The organism is Streptomyces sp. 796.1 (assembly GCF_047525675.1).
In the GTDB taxonomy this organism is placed as follows: domain Bacteria; phylum Actinomycetota; class Actinomycetes; order Streptomycetales; family Streptomycetaceae; genus Streptomyces.
Genome location: NZ_JBLIWA010000040.1, coordinates 1 through 18,547, shown reverse-complemented (window position 1 = coordinate 18,547; position 18,547 = coordinate 1). Strand labels below are relative to the sequence as shown.

The following is an 18,547-nucleotide window of genomic DNA, read 5'->3' as shown; positions in this document are numbered from 1 at the left end:
CCCACGAGCGCCCGCCGGGCCCGGGCCGGCCCGCAACAGGCCCGCCTCAGCACCCTCCCCCTTCGGCACGACCGGCGCGGCACTCAGCACCCCGTGAACGCCGTGCGCAACCGCCGTACGCCCTCCACCAGTTCGGCCGGGCCCGCCACTCCGGCGAAGGACAGCCGCAGCCGCGGACCCGGCGGTTCGGCCGCGTACGAGGGGCGGCCGGGTGCGACCGAGACTCCCGCGCGCAGCGCCGCCCGTACCACCGCCGCCTCGTCGACGCCGGACGGCAACGTGAGCCACAGGTGGAAGCCGCCGGGTGGCACCCGGGCCGGGGGTAGTTCGGGGAGTTCGGTGGCCAGCGCGCTCACCAGCGTCTCGCGGCGGCGGCGCAACTCGGCCGCGACGGCCCGCAGATGGCGCGGCCAGGCCGGCGAGCCGACGAATTCGAGCGTGGCCTCCTGGAGCGGCCACGGTACGAAGAAGCTGTCCACCACCTGGATGGCGCGCAGCCGGTCGCGTACCGGACCGCGGGCGGCCAGTGCACCGACCCGCAGGCTGGGTGAGGTGGCCTTGGTCAGCGAACAGACGTGCACGACCGTGCCGTCCGGGTCGTCGGCCGCCAGTGTGCGGGGCAGTTCCGGGGCGTCCTCGTGGGCCAGCCTGCGGGCGAAGTCGTCCTCGATGACGAAGGCGCCCGCCGCCCGCGCCACCCGCACCACCTCGGCCCGCCGCTGCTCGCTGAGCATCGTGCCGGTCGGGTTCTGGAGCAGCGGCTGACAGACGAACACCCGCGCGCCGCTGGCCTGGAACGCCTCGGCCAGCAGGTCGGTACGCACCCCGTCGGCGTCCATCGGTACGGGCACCGGCCGCACCCCGGAGGCGCGGGCGACCGCCAGCAGCCCGGGGTAGGTCGGCGACTCGACGAGCACCGGGGCCCCGGGCGCGGCCAGCGCGCGCAGCGCGGTGTTCAGGGCGCTCTGGCCGCCGGCGGTGATCAGCACGTCGGCCGCGGTCAGCCGGCCGGTGGGGCCGCTGATCTCGCGGGCGAACCAGGCGCGCAGCTTGGCCAGCCCGTCGATCGGCGGCCGGTCCCAGACCCCGGGCCGCCGCCCGGCCCGTCCCAGGGCCACGGACAGCGCCCGCTCCGGTTGCAGCGCCGAGTGCAGATAGCCGCCGCTGAGCTCGATCATGTCGGTGGCCGGGGCGGCGAGCGTGGCGAGGATGCCGGAGGCGTCCACCGTGCGCGGTACGGCATCGGCCGATGCCGGGGCGCACAGCGCGACCTCCTGCCAGGAGGTGTCGCCGGTGCGGCCGTCGCCGCCGGTGCGCGCCGCGGGTTCGGCCCGGAACGCGCCCGCCCCCGGCCGGGTCACCACCAGCCCCTCAGCGGCCAGCAGGGCCAGGGCGCGCGAGACGGTCACCGGGCTGACCCGGTGCCGGGCGACGAGGTCCCGGCTGGACGGCAGCTTCTCACCAGGTGAGTAGCGCTGGAGCTCGGCCCGCAGAACCCCAGCCAATTCGGCCACACTGCTACGCTCATGCATGAGAGCAGACGATAGCGCTACCGTTCCCGGCCCGATAGCGGTGCCCGGCGCCACCCCCCGCCCGACGTCGACCGCCGACCGCGCCGTCACGTCCCCCGCCGACGCTCCTGCGGGCATCGCCCCGGGCCGCCTTGCCCGCACACCCGCCGGCACCGTGCCCGAATCCACTGTCGGCGCTGCGGTGGGCGCTGCTGCCCGCGCCGCTACGGGCTCCGGCACCACTGCCGGCATCGCTGCCGGCACCGTCTCCGCCCCCGCCGCGGGCTCCGGCACCGCCGCCACCCCCAGCGCCCCGAGCCGCCCCGGCACCGGCGACGCCGCAGGCGGCACGGGCAGCGCTCGGCTCGGTACCCTGTTCGCCGCCCTGGCCGTCGCCTCCTTCTCGCTCACCTTTCCCGCCACCGTCTGGTCCCTGGAAGGACTCGGCCCGTGGTCCACGGTCACCGTCAGGACCGTGCTGGCCACCCTCTTCGCCGGTAGCTGCCTGCTGTGGCTGCGGGTGCCGCCGCCGGACAGGCGCCACTGGCCGGCGCTCGCGGTGGTCGCCGCCGGCACCGTGATCGGCTTCCCGCTGCTCACCACGCTGGCCCTCCAGACCTCCTCCACCTCGCACGCCGCGGTCGTCGTCGGCCTGCTGCCGCTCACCACGGCCGCGTACGCCGTCGTCCGTACCGGGTCCAGGCCCTCGCCGCTGTTCTGGGCCGCGGCGCTGGTCGGCGCCGCCGTGGTGGTCGGCTTCGCCGTCCAGCAGAGCGGTGGCCGGCCCACCGGCGCCGACCTCTACCTCTTCGGCGCGCTGGTGATCTGCGCCGCCGGCTACACCGAGGGCGGCCGGCTGGCGCGCGACATGCCCGGCTGGCAGGTGATCGGCTGGGCCCTGGTCGGCTGTCTGCCGCTGGCCGTCGTGGGCGCCGTGCTGGCGCTGGCCCTGGAGCCGGTCGGCCTGACCGTGAAGTCCGTGACCGGGCTGCTGTGGCTGGCGGCGGGTTCGCAGTTCGTGGGCCTGTACGTGTGGTACCGCGGCATGTCGGTCATCGGGGTGGCCCGGGCCTCCCAGCTCCAGCTCGCCCAGCCGCTGCTGACCCTGGTGTGGTCCGTACTCCTGCTGGGGGAACACCTCACCCTGGCCGCGCCGCTGGCCGCGCTCGGCGTCCTGGTCTGCATCGGCGTCACCCAACGGGCCCGGAGCTAGCCGCGCCACCGGCTCCGGCAGCGCCGCCCGGCCCGGCTGGTGGGACCGGCCGCCGGGCCCGCCACACCGGCCGGGCGCCCGCCTCCCGCGCAGGCCAGGGCCCGCTCCCCCGGCAACCGGCCGGGCCTACCGCCCGCGGCGCACGGCAGCTCCCGGACGAGGAGCCGCGCGCACCCCGCGGACCTAGACTGGCCACCACGGACCGCATGCCCCTCCGGGCTGAGAACAGGAGGCCAGCGCAGATGCGAGCGAGCGTAGGCGACCGCCTGCTGGTCCACGGCAGGATCGTGGGCCAGCACGACCGGGTCGCGGAAGTCGTCGAGGTCCTCGGCCCGGACGGCACCCCGCCGTACCGGGTCCGCTTCGAGGACGGCCACGAAACCCTGATGTCCCCGGGCCCCGACACCGTCGTACGGCACGAACACGAGGCCACCGGCTGACGGCCGCTTCCACCGGCCCCTGCCCCCAGCCCCCCGGCCGCGGAGCCCCCGCCGCTCAGCGCGGGGGCCGCACCCGCGACGGGTAGTGGTCGGCGACCACGCGGGCCATGGCGCCGAACGGGTCGGCCGCCACCTCCTTCGCCGAGAAGAAGGCGTGCCCGGCGACCTGCGGATACTGCCGTGCGAAGGCGAGGTGCCGGGAGAGTTCGGCCACCTCCTGCCAGGGCGCCGGCTGGGCCGGGTCGCCCGCCTTGTACAGGGCCTCGCCCACGTACAGCCGCACCCCGCTGCCCGCCACGGTCCGCGCCCACCACGGCACCAGCGTGGCGTAGTCGGCGGCGGCGAAGCCCAGGTTCCAGTAGACCTGCGGCGTGATGTAGTCGAGCCAGCCCTCGCGGACCCAGCGGCGGGTGTCCGCGTACAGGTCGTCGTAGGTCTGCACGCCGGCCCGGGTGTCCGAGCCCAGCGGGTCGGTGGCCTTGTTCCGCCAGACTCCGAACGGGCTGACCCCGAAGTGCACCCGGCGGCGCAGCGCCCGGACCCGCCGGGAGGTCTCCTGCACCAGCAGGTCGATGTTGTGGCGCCGCCAGGCCGCCCGGTCCGGGAAGCCGGCCCCGTACCGGGCGAAGGCCGCGTCGTCGTCGAAGGTCTGGCCGGCGACCGGGTACGGGTAGAAGTAGTCGTCCCAGTGCAGCCCGTCGACCGCGTACCGGGTGACCGCGTCGAACATGGCGTCCTGGACGAACCGTCGCACCTCGGGCAGCCCCGGGTTGTAGTAGAGCTTCCCGCCGTACGGAACGACCCACTCCGGGTGCACCCGCGCCGGGTGGGTGGGGACCAGGCGGCTCGGGTCGGGGTGGTTGGCGACCCGGTACGGATTGCACCAGGCGTGCAGTTCGAGGCCGCGCCGATGAGCGGCCCGCACCGCGAACCCCAGCGGGTCCCAGCCCGGGTCCCGGCCCTGCGTCCCGGTGAGGAAGCTGCTCCACGGCTCGTACGGCGATGGCCACAGCGCATCGGCAGCCGGCCTGACCTGGAAGATCACCGCGTTCAGCCGCCGCTCGACGGCCGCGTCGAGCAGTCCGGTCAACTCGGCCTGCTGCGCCGAAACCGGCAGTCCCGGCTTCGACGGCCAATCCCGGTTGACGACGGTGGCCAGCCACGTCGCGCGCAGTTCCCGGTGTCGGGCCGCGCCCCGCGCCGAGGCCCCGGCGGGCTCGGCCGCGCCGGGCCACTGCCCTTCGCGTCCGGCCGCGGTGGCGGCCACCGCGGCGCCGCCGGACCACAGCCCGGCGACGACCCCGGCCGCCCCGACCGCAAAGCCCCGGCGACCCCACATCCCCAAGCGCCCCATCAGTCACCCCTTCGCTGTTGCGTGCATCACACCACTGTGTGGTCAGCATGCCCGCCCCGACCGCCCGCGTGCAGCAGGGCGCGGAGTACCGTCGTGGCCTAGGCGGTCAGCGAAGCCCTCCGTGCCACAAGCCAGGGGTGGAATGTCCGCCGCCGGCCGATGAAGATCAGCGAAAGGCACGATGTGACCGACATCGAACGCGTCGGAGTGGTGGGCTGCGGCCAGATGGGCGCCGGCATCGCGGAGGTGTGCGCCCGTTCCGGTCTGGACGTCATGGTCGCCGAGACCACGGGCGAGGCCCTGGAGTTGGGCCGCACCCGGCTGACCAACTCGCTCGGCAAGGCCGCCGAGCGGGGCAAGATCACCCCCGATGAGCGGGACTCGGCACTCGCCAGGCTCAGCTTCACCACCGACCTCGGGGAGTTCGCCGACCGTGACCTCGTCATCGAGGCCGTCGTGGAGAACGAGCAGGTCAAGACGGAGATCTTCCGGGTGCTCGACCAGGTGGTGACCCGCCCGGACGCCATCTTGGCCTCCAACACCTCCTCCATTCCGCTGGTCAAGCTGGCGGTGGCCACCTCCCGCCCGGACCAGGTGGTCGGCATCCACTTCTTCAACCCGGCGCCCGTACAGCGCCTGGTGGAGGTCATCCCCGCGCTGACCACCGGCGAGGAGACCATCAAGCGCGCCGAGGCCGTCGTGCAGGGCGTGCTCGGCAAGCACGCCATCCGGGCCCAGGACCGCTCGGGCTTCGTGGTCAACGCGCTGCTCATCCCGTACCTGCTGTCCGCCATCCGGATGTTCGAGTCCGGCATCGCCAGCCGCGAGGACATCGACGACGGCATGGAGATGGGCTGCGCCCACCCGATGGGCCCGCTCAAGCTCAGCGACCTGATCGGCCTGGACACGGTCGCCTCGATCGCCGATTCGATGTACGGCGAGTACAAGGAGCCGTTGTACGCCGCTCCCCCGCTGCTCCAGCGGATGGTCGACGCGGGCCGCCTCGGCCGTAAGACCGGCTCCGGGTTCTACGCCTACGGCTGATCCGCTCCATGTGCCGGGCCCGGCCGACCCACCCGCGTCGCGCCGGCCCGGCAATCCGCGCCCCGGGCCACACCCAGCCCACCGGCGCGGCACACCCCGCGGACACGACGGCGGGGCCGCCCCTAGGGAGCGGCCCCGCCGTCGTCTGTTCGCCTCTGCACTGCTCGTACGGAGCGCTGCGCCGCTCGCCCCGGGTCTACGGCTGATCGGTCTGGCCCCGCGGGAACCGCAGGGGCCACCGGGCGTCCACTGACAGGCGTCCCAGACCGCGGGCCCTGGCGAGTGTCGACCCTCAACTGCCCTATTCACAGCGGCAGTTGGGGCACCCGGCCTACCCCGGTCGCAACACCGGGCCGTCAGGCGATCTCGGCCATGCTGAGCTGGAGGTTCATCGGCAACTCCTGGCGCCGGGTGATGTTCAACTTGCGGTAGACCCGGGTGAGGTGCTGCTCGACGGTGCTCACCGTGACGTACAGCTTCAGCGCGATCTCCCGGTTGGTGTAGCCGTACGCGGCGAGCACCGCCACCCGCTTCTCGGAGTCGCTGAGCTTGGCGTCCACGTCAGGGTCGGCCGCCCACAGCGGGTCCTCCTGCGCGGGCACCGCCCGTGGGTGGTGGCCCGGCACCGGGCGCTCGCGCACCGTCTCGATGCCGCACTCCTTGGCCAGGTGCCAGGCGCGCCGGGTGACCATGCTGGCCCGCGCCGGCTCGCCCACGGCCTGGAACGCCTGGCCCAGGTCGGACAGCGCCCGGGAGAGCTCAAGCCGGTCACCGTACTTGCGCAGTTCGTCGACCGCCTCGGCCAGCAGCCTGGGGCGCTGCCCGGGCTCGGCGAGCGCGGCCCGCACCCGCAGCGAGACGCCGCGCACCCGGGCGTTGCGTGCGTCGCCCATCGCGAGCTGCTCGGCGACCAGTTGTTCGGCCTGCTGCCGGTCGCCGAGGTGGATCAGCGCCTCCGCCGCGTCGGTGCGCCAGGGCGCCACGACCGCCCGATCCAGGCCCCAGCGTCGCGCGAGCCTGCCGACTTCGAGGAAGTCGCTCAGCGCGGCGTGGAAGCAGTTGGTCGCCAGGTGGTAGAAGCCGCGGGAGCGCAGGTAGCCCAGGGCGTAGACGGTACGGAACAGGCCGTCGGGGACCGGGTGGTTGAGCTGCCGGGCCGCAGCGCCGTGCCGGCCCTGTGCGGTGGCCGTGTAGATGAGCACGGAGCGCGGGGCGCAGGCGAAGACGCTGCCGTTCTTCTCCGGCAGGCAGTCGAGCGCCATCGTGGCGTACTCCTCGGCGGCCCGCAGGTTGCCCTGCCTGACCATGATCACGGCCTGGGCCTGGGCGAAGGCCGACTTCCAGCCCGGGGCGCCGCGCCGGTCCGCCTCGTCCAGGAAGGACTGGCACCAGGGCACCGCGCGGTCGGGCCGGTCACCGTGCACCAGGGTGCGCAGCGCCTGCCCGATGGGTTCGATGGTGGTGTCGGTCAACACGGCGGTCTGCAAGAACCGCTCGGCCGACGCCGCTGCCGCCTCGTTCTCGGCGGCCACCGGCACGGCCCACATGCCGGCCGCCGGGCGCGCCGCGACGCCCTCGGTGAGGGTGACCGTGGCGGCCCCCTCGGCGTCCTTGGACATCGAGACCACGGCCCGCGCCCCGCCCGCCGGCCCGTGGCCGAACTGAGCGCCGAGCAGATTGCCGCGGACCGCGTCCGCCGACGGGGAGTTGCCCTCGCTGCGCGCGGCGGCCAGCCGCTCCAACACCTCGGCCGCCTCGTCCACCCGCCCCTGGGTGACCAGGAGTCGGGCCAGGGCGGGCAGGTGCGTCTCGCCGAGCCGGCCGGCCCGCAGCGCCGCCAGCGGTACGGCGGTGTGCTCCTCGGCCGCGCACGGGTCGACGCGCCAGGTCACGGCGGCCAGCCTGATCTTGATGGCGCTGGCCCGCTGGTCGTCGTCGCAGGCCCGGTGGGCGAGGGTCAGACAGGCCACGGCCTGCGCCACGTCGTCCTCGGCCAGCGCCTGTTCGGCCGCGTCGCGCAGCGCGGCGACGCCCCAGCGCTCGGCCACCTCGTCGGCGGCCAGCAGGTGGCCGGCGACCGCGGGGCTCGGCGCGCCGATGTCGTGCAGCAACTGTGCCGCGTCCCGGTGCAGCGCGGCCCGCGCCGCCGGGTCCATGGCGTGCAGGATCGCGGCCGGTACGGAGGGGTGGCGGAAGCCGCAGCCCTCGGCGATGCCGGCGGCGTTGAGCGCGTGCACGGTCTGCGACGCGGCGGCGGCCCCGATGTCGAGGAGCCGGCGCAGGCACTCGACCGTACTGGCCTCGCGCAGCACCGCGAGCGCCTCCGCGAGCCGCACCGTCGCCGGCCCGCCGCGGTGCAGGCAGGTGAGCACGGCCTGGGTGAAGGGGCCGCCCGACTCCGGGTTCAACTCCGCCGTCCGGCCCGCCGATTCGGCCGCCCGGCGCTCTTCCACCAGCGCCCGCAGCAGCAGCGGGTTGCCGCCGCTGACCGCGTGGAGCCCGTCGATGAAGTCCTGGTCCTGCGGCAAGCCCCGGTAGCTCGCGGCGAGTTGGGCGACGCCCGAGCGGTCGAGGCGCTCCAGCCGCAGCCGCTCGAAGTGGGGCAGGCGCAGCAGTTCGGTGCTGAAGACGGGGTCGCTGGTGTGCTCGTGGAGGGATTCGGCGAGGACGAAGAGGATGCGCGCGGAGCGGGTGCGCCGCGCGGCGTAGAGAAGGTACTGGAGGGTGGCGTCGTCCACGTGTTGCAGATCGTCCACGCACAGCACGACGGGCGTCTGTGTGCTCAGTCGGCGCAGGGCCGCGCAGAACTCCTGCATGGCCTCGACCCGCACCGGGACGTCCGGGGTGGGCGGGGCGATCTGCGGCAGGGTGTCGACGGGGGCGCTGGTGATGAGTTGGCGCAGGGCGCCGAGTGCGACGGTGCGCTCAGAGCGCGATCCCACCGCGCGCAGCAGCGTGGCGCCCAGGCCCTCGGCGCGCTCCGCGATGGTCTCGATGAACTCGCTCTTCCCACAGCCGGCCGGACCTTCAACGAACACGATTCTGGAGTTTCCGGACAGGCATCCAGTGATCGCGCCATCAAGCGTGTCGAGTTCCATACTCCGATCGATCAAAGCCATGGTTACCCCAAGTCCCCGTGAATTCATAGCTTTTGACGCGCCTGCTACCAGGTCTGCCGGGAGGTGCGCCCTCACGCCGCGTGGGATTCGTTCCCGCGAACGGCTTCAGTCTACGGAGCGCGGAGGCGCCCCCCGGTGTCCATAAGTTGCCAGGCAACAACTGCATCGATGGCCACTGCCGCTGGTGAGCGCCGTGCACTGCGGACGGCGCGGCGGTTGTGGCCAGGTGTCGTCAGCAGATGTCCGCGGAAACGGAACCGCCGAGACGATCAGACGGCTGCCGAGCGTGCGGCAACCATACGCAACGTGGTGCGCCGACCTGGTGCGGTCGGCGGCAGAGCGGCGCGGGCCACGCATCGTGACCGCGCCGCGGATATCGGGAGCAGCGCCCGCGCCGCCCGGGTGGCCGGCATCGGGGCGACGGCGGGCAGCACCGGAGCCGGGCGCGTGCAGCGGCCGGCGCCCGTCGCCGGCGCGAGGCGGTGGACCGGGGCCCGTCGGGTGCCGCGGGTGGCGGGCCGGGCGGGCACCGGCCCTTGCGGTACGGGCCCCGGCGAGCGGTGCGGCGGCCACGGGGTCAGATCGCAGGTGGCGGTGGCACATTCGGCCGGCGTCGCGCGCGGGGCCGGGGAAAGCGCTGTCAGCGACGGGCCCGGCGCCCCGCTGAACCGGGGGCGGTCGGCCGCTCCCCGCGAGGCCGTCCGACGCGCGGGGGCAGCGGGCGGGAGGGCCACCCCAGGGACGGCCGGCACGGGGAGCGCAGCGGGGGCGATCCGCATAGGGGTCCCCGTGGAGGCGAACCACGCTTGGGCCCCGCCGAAGGCGATCCGGACGGGATGCGTGGTGGGCCAGAGTCGGGTGTGCTGGGTCTCGTCTTGCGGGCCAGGCCGCATGCTCCCCTCCCTCCACGCCGTCGAGGTCGGCCGATGCGCGGCACCGCGCCGCAGCCGCCCCGCCGCCCCCGCCCTGCCGGGCGTCGTCCGTCATGCCCGAGCCGCGCCCCGGGGAACGGGGCGCGATCGTTCCTCACCATCGCACGGGGGTGGGAGCCGGCCAAGGGCGCCCTACCCCTCATCTCCGCGGCGCGCGCCCCCTAGAGCCGAGCACCCACACGCCCCGCGCCGTTCGCCGAAGCCCGTGTCGCAGGCGTACCGGGCGTGGTCGGGGAGTGTGGCGGCGTCCACCATGCGAACAGGGGGCACACCTATCGATGGATGGGGGCGCGACCGGCGCACTTAAGGGTTTCGCCCGCCCCCCAGAGCGCTACCGCTACCGCGGCGGCGATGGGCCGCTGCGCGCCATCGCCCCTGCCCAGGGCGGGTGTGGCGGGGTCTGACCGATCGCCGGGGACGGGTGCGGGTGACCCCGTCAAAGGGACGGCGGCGGCGTCACCCGTGCGTGCGCCCGGGTGGTTGCCCGGTCGGGCGCGGGATGCGGGCGCGGCGGCTCGCGCCTGCTGGGCGGTGCCCGTGCGTGACCGCTGCGGGGGCGCCGGACGGCGACACTCCGCAGCGGAGTGGCATATTCCACAGACAGTTGATGGACGCACACGGCCCGTATGCGCATCACTCCTGCGGGCGCGGGTCGACCCGCTGAGCGATTCCTTCTTTGGAACAACCTGCCCCGCGAGCGCACGACCCGGGAAGGGAAATGAGGGAATCCGGATCGCCGCCCCTCAAATTTCGATCGGGTCTCGATCAAATGACGACCTGAATACACGACCGGTCCGGGAAGTCACCCCCTGAATCCCGGCGCGCGCCCCCGCGGTGGCCGCCGGGAATCCGGTCGCGCCCCCTGCGGACTTCGGACAGATCTCGCCGGCGACCACTCCATGGCCACCGAAAGGGGTGGCGCTCCTGGCATTTGCGGATGACAACTTCCGGACAGCAGGCAGCACTTGCCGCGCCCCCAGCCCCCGTGTCGTCCCGCTGCTCGCCGCCGGCCGGCTGGCGCCGGCCCGTACCGCCCAGGCCGTATCACCCGGCGTCCCGGCCGGCCGGCCGCCGAGTCCGGCCGGCCGCACCCGCCCCCACCAGCACGGGCGCCGCTCCGGCCGGCGGAACGGGCACGGACGGGCGCTCGGCCACAAGCGTTTGCTTCGGGGCGCGTGGATCGCAGGCCACCCGCGCTTTCCCCATCCGGCACCACACCCCCACGGACCCTGCACACCCGCCCGGCGTGTCACACCCGGCACCTCTCGCCACTCCTGACGCCCCATCGCCCCGCTTTGCACACTCCCGCGACCGCCGCCGCGGACGACCACCCGCGCATTCTCGCCAACCCCCGACCGAGCCGAACGGCGGCAGCAGGCAGCAAATGCGCCCACCAAGCGACCCCCAAGAGCCAACCAAGAGATGACCAAGTCCACGCCCGTTGAATCGAGCACCCGCCACGGGACCCGACCGAACCCTTTCCCCGAACAACAGATTCCGCTTCACCCCGCCCATGGGAACCCCGGGCGACCGACTACTCCCCGGTTTTTTCATCGCCCCGAGCGCGGCGCCGTACGGAACTACACGTCGGGTCACCTCGCTGTTATACAGCGAACAAATAATCGAGATTGCCGTATGGAATTTCGGCGGGTATCCATGGCGATATCGCCCCGATGGCACGCTCACTTTTCGCGGCTATATCGATCCTCCGCGACACCTCCACCAAACCCCCCGGCATTACACCCCGTAACGGCCGCCGTCGAGAGCCCCGCGTCACCTTGTGTGAAGCCTTACGGTGCGACTGCCGAGTAACACGACAGCGCGACGGCGGGCCCCCGCCAAGGAAGGCGAGGACCCGCCGTCGGCTACCAGGCAGCCGTGGATTGACGTCAGGGAAACCGCTCTGACGTGCTCAAACGCTAGTTCAGCCGGCCCAGATCGGGTCACGGAGAGCCGTCGACAAGATCATCGGAATCGTCGGGTGCGTCGAAGTGGTGCTCACGTTCTTTCCTCCGCTCGGGACCGGGGCAGGGACCAAGGTCAGCCATAGACTGCACGACTCAAGGCACCAGCCACCGACAGACCTTGACGGTCACAAGATTAGCGCGGGAGAGTTTCCTTTTCCTTCTAGGGAGGAAGCTTTGACGTTGCTCTGGCGTGTACGGCACGCACCGTGATGGGCAGTACACGCTTGCCGAGCGGCAGCCTCACCGGGCCCAACGCTTCGAGGCATTTCCAAGGAAATGCCGATGACTTAAAGTTGCAAGGCAGCAAGTGCTCGGCAGAAGGGGGAAGCACGGGGATGTCGGCAACCATCGGTTCCGACCCGCCATTCGCGGAGCTGGACGACATGAGCGCGGCAGCCTACCGCCAAGCGGTGCAGCTCGGCCGCTTCAACCGACACGAGATCGCCCAGCAGTTGCGCATCTCGCCCGAGGAAGCCGCGCGCATCGAGCGGGTCCTCGGCCTGCTCTGCCTGCTGCACCCCACCCCGGGCGACGCCGACCTGTTGGTCCCGGTCAGCCCCGACGCGGCAGCGGTGGAGCTGGTGGGGTCGGCCGAGAACCAGATCCGCGACCTCCAGCACGCGGTCACCGAAGTACGGGCCCAGATGCTGTCGCTGACCCCCGCGTACTACGACGGCCGTCGCGAACGCAACCGCATGGAAGCGTTCGACGTGGTCTCGGACGTGGCGACGGTGCAGTCGCTCCTCGACGAGCTCAGCGAACGCTGTCGCAGCGAGGTGCTGACCGTGCAACCGGGCGGCGCCCGCCCGGCCCACATCCTCAGCGCCGCCCGCAAGGTCTCCCTCGGCATACTCGACCGCGGGGTGCGGATGCGGACCGTCTACCAGCACTCCGCCCGTACCGACCTGGCCACCCGGTCCTTCGTCCGGGAGTTGATCGAGCACGGCGGCGAGCTGCGGACCAGCGAAGAAGTCATCGACCGCATGATCATCTACGACCGGGAGGTCGTCTTCCTGCCCGAGCACAAGCCCGTCGGGCGGGAGCCGGGCGCGGCCATCGTGCGCGAACCGACGCTGGTGGCCTTCCTCTGCTCGGTCTTCGAACACCTCTGGCGCGGTGCCACCCCCTTCCACCTCGGCAGCATCGAGTCCGACCCGGTGACCGACGACCTCAAGCGGTCCATCGTGCGGCTGATGGCGGAGGGCTACAAGGACGAGATGGTCGCGCGCCGGCTGGGCATGTCGGTACGGACCTGCCGACGTCACATCGCCGAGATCATGGAGGAGTTGGAGGCCACCAGCCGCTTCCAGGCCGGCGCCAACGCGGCACTCTCCAAGTTGCTGTCCTACCCCCAGGACACGGTCTGAGCCACTCTGCCTCGAACAGGGGCGGCCCCGTACGCGGCTCGGCAGGCGGGGCACCGGACGCGGGAGTCGCGGGCGCGGGGCGCGGGAGGAACTGCCCGCGGGGGCCGCGGGCCCTGGCTCCGGACGGGTCCCCGTGCCGGGCCGCGGACGGGGGCCCCTGCCGGGCGCCGGACGGCGGATGGCAGCATGGCCGCAGGTCGGCCGGTTCCGCTCGGCGGGCCGCGGTCCACTCCTTCGTCGGCCCAGGGAGCGTCATGCGCGGGGACAGTGCCGCCGGCCGGACCGCTGCCTGGCCCGCGGTCGACGGCACGGCCAGCCACCTCATCCACCGCCCGCGGACCTGGGACCACTACCTCCTGGACGCGCCGTCCAGCGGCGAGGAGGAATTCGTCCTGGTCACCCAGACGCCGCTGGGGCACCCGCTGTTCAACGACGGCCCCGACCACTTCCACGACGTGCAGGGCGCCGCGGAGTTGGCCCGACAGGTCGGGGAGTTCATCGGGCACCAGTACTTCGGCCTGCCGGGCGAGCGGCGCGCGGTCTTCGCCCGGCTCGGGCTGAGCGTCACGGACGTCGCCGGCTGGCGCGCCGGCCCCGGCCGCTCCGATCTGACGGTGCAGTTACGGGCCCGGCCCACCGACGTGCTCCGGGGCGTGCCGCGCGGCGTGGCCCTGCACAGCGAGTTGGCCATCGACGGCGTGAGCTGCGCCACCGGCACCGCCAGCCTCGCCTTCCTGCCGCCCGACTCCCCGCTCCACCACCCGGGCCAGGGCGCGGCGCCACCGCCCCGGGTGGCCGAACGGCCCGACAGGACCGGCCCGCCCCGGGCAACCGGCCCGACCGGTCCCACTGGTCCAACCGGCCCGACCAGCAGCACCGGTCGGCCCCTTCTCCCCAACTCCCCAGCCACCGCCGGCGTCTCGCACACCGCCGGCATCACCGCTGTCCCCGGCCCCACCACCACGGCCCACACCGGCGGCGCCCCCGGCGTCACCGCCATCGCCGCCGCCCTCGCGGACGGCGCGGACAGCGGGGGCGGCCCATGCGGCGGGGGTAGCGGGGCCGGCGATGACCACGGGGACGGTGGCGGCGGCGAGGACGACCTCGGGCCGCTCGCGCCGCAACGGCCGGCGGAGGCAGCCGAGGTCGGGCGCGGCAGCCCGGCGAACGTGGTGGTGAGCGAGCCGACGGAGTCCACGTACGGACGGTTCGTCACCCAGTTGCTGGCCAGCACCTACCACCGGGTCTTCGCCGCCGAGGGCGGTGCGCACCTGTCGGGGATGCTGCTCCTCGAAGCGATGCGCCAGACGGCGCTGTTGGCGGCCGGGCGCACCTACGGGCTTGCGCCGTCGCGTACCACCGTGGCCTCCTCCCGGGTGCTCTTCCGCGCCCGGGCCGAGCCGCAACTCACCGTGGTCTGCGCCGCGGTCCCCGGGCGACTCGGCCGCGACGCGGGCCAGCGCCCCTCGGTGCCCGTCACCGTCACCCTCACCCAGCACGGGCGACGGGTGGCGGAGGCGACCGCCACGGTCGTCCAGGACTTCTAGCCGTACCGGAGGCGTACGGCAGCGGTACGCGCCTCAAGGCAGCGGGCCCGGTGCGGGGTCGTCGGAGCGCGGGATGGGCCGCCCCGTCGGGTCCGCCAGGCCGCCGGGCGCCGCCACCGCCGCCCACTCCCGCCCGCCGCGCACCGCGGAGGCGTCGAAGACGGCGGCGCTGACCCGGTACCCGCTGTCGAGCACCACCGAGCTGAACGCCCACTCATCGCTGTCGCCCAGGCTGCCGTCCGGGCGCTGCACCCGCACCGGGCCGCCGTCCGGGGCGAAGCCGAACTCGGTGAAGCGGAACTTCATCGCCTGCCCGATGGCCTTGCTGTACGCCTCCTTGAGCGTCCACAGCCGGATCAGGCTGCCGTTGCGTTCGCGTTCGGGCAGGTGGGAGAGGGTCACCAGCTCGTAGGGGGTACAGATGTGCCGTCCCAGGCCCTTGCCGTAGACCTGTCGGTCGGCGCGCTCCACGTCCACGCCGATCAGCCCGCGGGTGGTCAGCCCCACCACCATCAGCCCGTCCGCGTGGCTGAGGCTGATGTCGATCTCGTCGCAGCCGCGGAGGTAGGGGCGGCCGGTCGGCCCGTAGCCGAGTTCGCTGCTGCCCCGACCGTCATGGCACACCACCCGTGCCGCGTGCTTCAGCAGCATCCGCGACGCCGCGTGCTGGACCCGCAGGTCGGGGTGGGCCAGCGAGAGGTAGCAGGACCAGTCGTCGCCGAGCAGGGACCGGAGTTCGGCGGTGGAGGAGACGCCCGGGTACCACTCGGCCAGACGCGCGTGCAGCAGTACGGAGCCGGCCGACCGGAGTTCGGCGCGCACCCGGTCCCAGCCCCGGTCCTCGCCGACGACCTCGATGGGCACGCCGAGCGGCGGTCCCGGTCTGGGGCTCTCGGCGGCCGTCATGGCACTCCTCCAAGGGTCAGATGGCAGACGGGCAGGTCGCCACAGCGTACGGATACGCCAGAAAGGATGACCGCCGGGCCGGAATCGTTCCCGGCGGGGCACCGCCGCGCAGCGCCCCGGGGAGGGTCCGCGACGTCAGGCGCGCGCTCTTCGCCGGCCGGTGCGGCGACGGCCGGGGACGCGCGACGGCTTCGGCACCACGCCCCCTCCCGCATCGGCTCAGCTCGGCGGCCAGCGACGGCCCGTGCCGCGCTGACGGGCTCCGATGGTCGAGGGGCGAGCTTAAGCAGTACTTAGGTCCGGCGGCTTAAGGGCCGCTTAGGGGGCGGGCCCACCTCACGCGCGGTGCAGCACGGGACCTATGGTGAAGCGGTTCGGGCACGGGGACGGTGTCCGAACTGACCATGTCACTGGCTGGCCCGCTGAACCGGTCGGCTCAACGGGCGGAAACACGGGGCGGGATGAGGTTCCGGATACTGGGCCCGTTGGAAGTGACGGGCGAGCCGCCCGAGGAGCAGGTGCTGACGCCACGGGCAGCCAAGCTCCGTATCGTGCTGGCCAGTCTGCTGGTGCGGGCCGACCGGGTGGTGTCCGTCGACGCACTGGCCGATGAACTGTGGGGCGGCTCCCCGCCGCGCACCCCGACCGCCACCATCCAGGTGTACGTGTCGCACCTGCGCAAGACCCTCCAGGCGGCCGATCCGCGGTCCGGGCGTGCGACGTTGGTCACCCAGAGCCCGGGGTACGTGCTCCGGCCGCAGCCGGGCCAGATCGACCTGTGCGACTTCGAGGAGTTGCACGAGCGGGGGCGCAGGGCGCTGGACCGCGGGGACTTCGCCGCGGCGTCCGACCTCCAGCGGCGGGCGCTGGCGCTGTGGCGCGGCCCCATGCTGGCCGGCATTCCGCACGGCGCGCTGCTCGGCGGGGCGGTGGCCTGGGTGGGCGAGATACGCATCGCCGCCCTTGAGCAACGCATCAGGGCGGACCTCCAGTTGGGCCGCCACCACGAGCTGGTGACCGAGTTGCGCGCACTGGTCGCCGAGCATCCGCTGCGGGAGGAGCTGCACGCCCATCTGATGCTGGCGCTGTTCCGGGCCGAGCGGCGGAGCGAGGCGCTACGGGTCTTCGCCGAGTTGCGGGCCGCGCTCGTCGATGAGCTCGGCACCGAGCCCGGGCCGCCGCTGCAACGCCTGCACCAGCGCATCCTCACCGCAGACCCGCAGTTGTTGACGGCGGGGCGGGCCACCGCCGCGCCGCCGGGGCCGCCGCTGCCGCGCCCGCTGACGGCCGGACTGCCCGCGGCCGACCCGGCGTTCACCGGGCGGGCCGCGGCGCTCGCCGAGGTGGAGCAGTTGCTGCGGCGCGCACCGGCCGGCGGCTGCGTGGCCATCGCCGGGCCGGTCGGGGTCGGCAAGACCGCGCTGGCCGTCGAGGCGGCGCGGCGCAGCGCCGAGGTGTTCCCCGACGGCCGGATCTTCCTGGACCTGGGCCCGCCTGGCCGAGGTCCGCTCTCCGCGGCCGAGGCGATGGTGCGGCTGCTGCGCCGCGCCGAGGTGCCGGGCCCGCTGCCCGATGACCCGGAGGACCTGAGCGATCTGGTGCAGCGGGTGCTGGCGGGTCGGCAGACGCTGCTGGTGCTCGACAACGCGACCAGCGAGGCCCAGGTGCGACCGCTGCTGCCGACCGACGCCGGCAGCACCGCGCTGTTGACCGGCCGGCGGCTGCCGGTCGGGCTGTACGGGATGCGTCCCGTGGTGCTGGCGGTGCCGGGTCCGGACGAGGCGTGCGCGCTCCTTGAGGCCGCTCTCGCACCGGCCCGGCAGGTCGCCGAGCCGGCCGCGGTGGCCCGGCTGAGCGAGCTGTGCGGGGCGTTGCCACTGGCGCTGCGGGTGGTCGCGGCCCGACTCGTCGCCCATCCGCACTGGAGCGCCGCCGCCCTGGCCGACCGGTTGGCGGACGAGGGCGGCCGGCTGGCCCGGCTGGTCGCCGGCGACGTGGACGTACGGGGCGCCCTGTTGGCCGCCTACCGGCAGGCCCCGGCGGCCGAGCGGCAGGCGTTCCGGTTGCTGGGGCTGCTGCCGCGCGGCACGTTCGGCCTGTGGCTGGCCTCGGCGGTGCTCGGGGTGCCCGCGCGGGAGGCCGAACGCCTGGTGGAGGCGCTGGTGGAGGCGGGCCTGCTGGAGGTGGCCGAGGCCACCGGGGCGCGCCCCGACCAGTACCGCCTGCACGAGCTGTGGCGGCTGCTGGCCATCGAGTTGCTGGCCGACGAGCCGGCGGTGACGGTACGGGCCGCCACCGAGCGGATGTGCGAGGCGTACGCGGACGCGTCGACGTACGCCGATGCGCTCCTCGCCCCCGGCCGCCGCGACGCCGACCGCGGCCGGGGCGACCGCGGCGCGCGGCGGGCACCCGAGACGGCACACTCCACGCCGCACCGAACGCCGGAGCACTTCCTGGCCTCGCACCAGGGCGTGGCGGCCAAGGCGGCGCCGTACACGCTGGACGAGGTGGGATACGGGCGCCTGGACGGCACGTACGGACGGAGCAGCGAGGCGTACTGGCACGCCGCGGGGGCGCCCGGGCTCGGCGGCGGGCAGGGCGGGGCGGCGTACGAGCAGGGCGGCAGCGTCTTCGGGCGGGGGGACGGGCCCGGCGGCTGGGGGCCCGACGGCAGTTGGTGGGCCAGCGGGCACCCGGGGCTGCCCGCGGCGCGGGAGCAGCCGGAATTCCGGGTCGCCGGCGCCGGGGCGCGCCGCGGGCGCGGTGCCACCGGGCCGGCCGCCCCGACCGGCGACGCGGACGCACCACAGCAAGCGCCGCAAACATCACAGACGCCACAGACGCCACGGGCAGAGCAAGGACCGCAGGCACCGCAGGAGACGTGGCCGGCACCGCAATTGCCGCAGGAGACGCCGCAGCACGCGCCGCACAGTCAGTGCTGGTGCGGGGCGCCCGACTGCGGCGCGGAACCGCCCCCGGGCGAGGTGCCGCGCCAGCGCGCCGCCACGTACGGGACCGGCGACCCGGCGCAGCGCCCCGCCTCCGCCGCCGACCCGGCGCGGTCAGCGCGGCCTGCGCAGCCGGAGCAGCGACCGGCGCCGCCGGCGCGGCCGATCGGCGCCGGCGCGCTGGCCGCGCGGTTCGCCC

General features: G+C 74.3%; 10 protein-coding genes. 6 read left to right on the top strand and 4 right to left on the bottom strand.

Going from position 1 to position 18,547, the window contains the following annotated elements; translation table 11 throughout:
* Positions 1-83 precede the first annotated feature (83 nt).
* Entirely contained in the window at positions 84-1,532 is a 1,449-nt protein-coding gene (locus tag ACMA1D_RS24905; protein ID WP_414726234.1) for a PLP-dependent aminotransferase family protein, read from the bottom strand.
* 229 nt (positions 1,533-1,761) lie between these two features.
* Between ACMA1D_RS24905 and ACMA1D_RS24900 the strand changes: the two genes are divergently transcribed.
* Positions 1,762-2,724 (top strand): DMT family transporter, encoded by a 963-nt coding sequence (locus ACMA1D_RS24900; RefSeq protein ID WP_414726274.1) that lies wholly within the window; start codon positions 1,762-1,764, stop codon positions 2,722-2,724.
* 242 nt (positions 2,725-2,966) lie between these two features.
* Entirely contained in the window at positions 2,967-3,164 is a 198-nt protein-coding gene (locus ACMA1D_RS24895) for a DUF1918 domain-containing protein (protein WP_414726233.1), read from the top strand.
* A 55-nt stretch (positions 3,165-3,219) separates the two neighbouring features.
* Here ACMA1D_RS24895 and ACMA1D_RS24890 read toward each other — a convergent pair whose 3' ends face one another.
* Entirely contained in the window at positions 3,220-4,518 is a 1,299-nt protein-coding gene (locus ACMA1D_RS24890) for a glycoside hydrolase family 10 protein (RefSeq protein WP_414726232.1), read from the bottom strand.
* Between the two features lie 183 nt (positions 4,519-4,701).
* Between ACMA1D_RS24890 and ACMA1D_RS24885 the strand changes: the two genes are divergently transcribed.
* On the top strand, positions 4,702-5,562 hold the full coding sequence (locus ACMA1D_RS24885) for a 3-hydroxybutyryl-CoA dehydrogenase (protein WP_414726273.1): 861 nt from the start codon (positions 4,702-4,704) through the stop codon (positions 5,560-5,562).
* Between the two features lie 356 nt (positions 5,563-5,918).
* Here ACMA1D_RS24885 and ACMA1D_RS24880 read toward each other — a convergent pair whose 3' ends face one another.
* Positions 5,919-8,660: an AAA family ATPase gene (locus tag ACMA1D_RS24880; RefSeq protein WP_414726231.1), complete on the bottom strand. Its 2,742-nt coding sequence runs from the start codon at positions 8,658-8,660 to the stop codon at positions 5,919-5,921.
* Between the two features lie 3,255 nt (positions 8,661-11,915).
* Between ACMA1D_RS24880 and ACMA1D_RS24875 the strand changes: the two genes are divergently transcribed.
* Both ACMA1D_RS24875 and ACMA1D_RS24870 read left to right on the top strand, forming a co-directional pair.
* Positions 11,916-12,947: a LuxR C-terminal-related transcriptional regulator gene (locus tag ACMA1D_RS24875; protein WP_414726230.1), complete on the top strand. Its 1,032-nt coding sequence runs from the start codon at positions 11,916-11,918 to the stop codon at positions 12,945-12,947.
* Between the two features lie 254 nt (positions 12,948-13,201).
* Positions 13,202-14,494 (top strand): AfsA-related hotdog domain-containing protein, encoded by a 1,293-nt coding sequence (locus tag ACMA1D_RS24870; RefSeq protein ID WP_414726229.1) that lies wholly within the window; start codon positions 13,202-13,204, stop codon positions 14,492-14,494.
* Positions 14,495-14,527: 33 nt separating this feature from the next.
* Here the strand turns inward: ACMA1D_RS24870 and ACMA1D_RS24865 are convergent, their stop codons facing one another.
* Positions 14,528-15,400, bottom strand: coding sequence for a 4'-phosphopantetheinyl transferase family protein (locus ACMA1D_RS24865; RefSeq protein WP_414726228.1), 873 nt, complete (start codon positions 15,398-15,400; stop codon positions 14,528-14,530).
* 491 nt (positions 15,401-15,891) lie between these two features.
* On the opposite strand from ACMA1D_RS24865, the gene ACMA1D_RS24860 reads away from it, so the two are divergent.
* A partial coding sequence (locus ACMA1D_RS24860) for a BTAD domain-containing putative transcriptional regulator (RefSeq protein ID WP_414726272.1) occupies positions 15,892-18,547 on the top strand: 2,656 nt, incomplete at its 3' end.

Bases quoted from the DNA above. Each gene is read 5' to 3' on its own strand.
- ACMA1D_RS24865 (WP_414726228.1), bottom strand. From the start codon at position 15,400: ATGACGGCCGCCGAGAGCCCCAGACCGGGACCGCCGCTCGGCGTGCCC.
- ACMA1D_RS24905 (WP_414726234.1), bottom strand. From the start codon at position 1,532: ATGCATGAGCGTAGCAGTGTGGCCGAATTGGCTGGGGTTCTGCGGGCC.
- ACMA1D_RS24870 (WP_414726229.1), top strand. From the start codon at position 13,202: ATGCGCGGGGACAGTGCCGCCGGCCGGACCGCTGCCTGGCCCGCGGTC.
- ACMA1D_RS24895 (WP_414726233.1), top strand. From the start codon at position 2,967: ATGCGAGCGAGCGTAGGCGACCGCCTGCTGGTCCACGGCAGGATCGTG.
- ACMA1D_RS24875 (WP_414726230.1), top strand. From the start codon at position 11,916: ATGTCGGCAACCATCGGTTCCGACCCGCCATTCGCGGAGCTGGACGAC.
- ACMA1D_RS24880 (WP_414726231.1), bottom strand. From the start codon at position 8,660: ATGGAACTCGACACGCTTGATGGCGCGATCACTGGATGCCTGTCCGGA.
- ACMA1D_RS24890 (WP_414726232.1), bottom strand. From the start codon at position 4,518: ATGGGGCGCTTGGGGATGTGGGGTCGCCGGGGCTTTGCGGTCGGGGCG.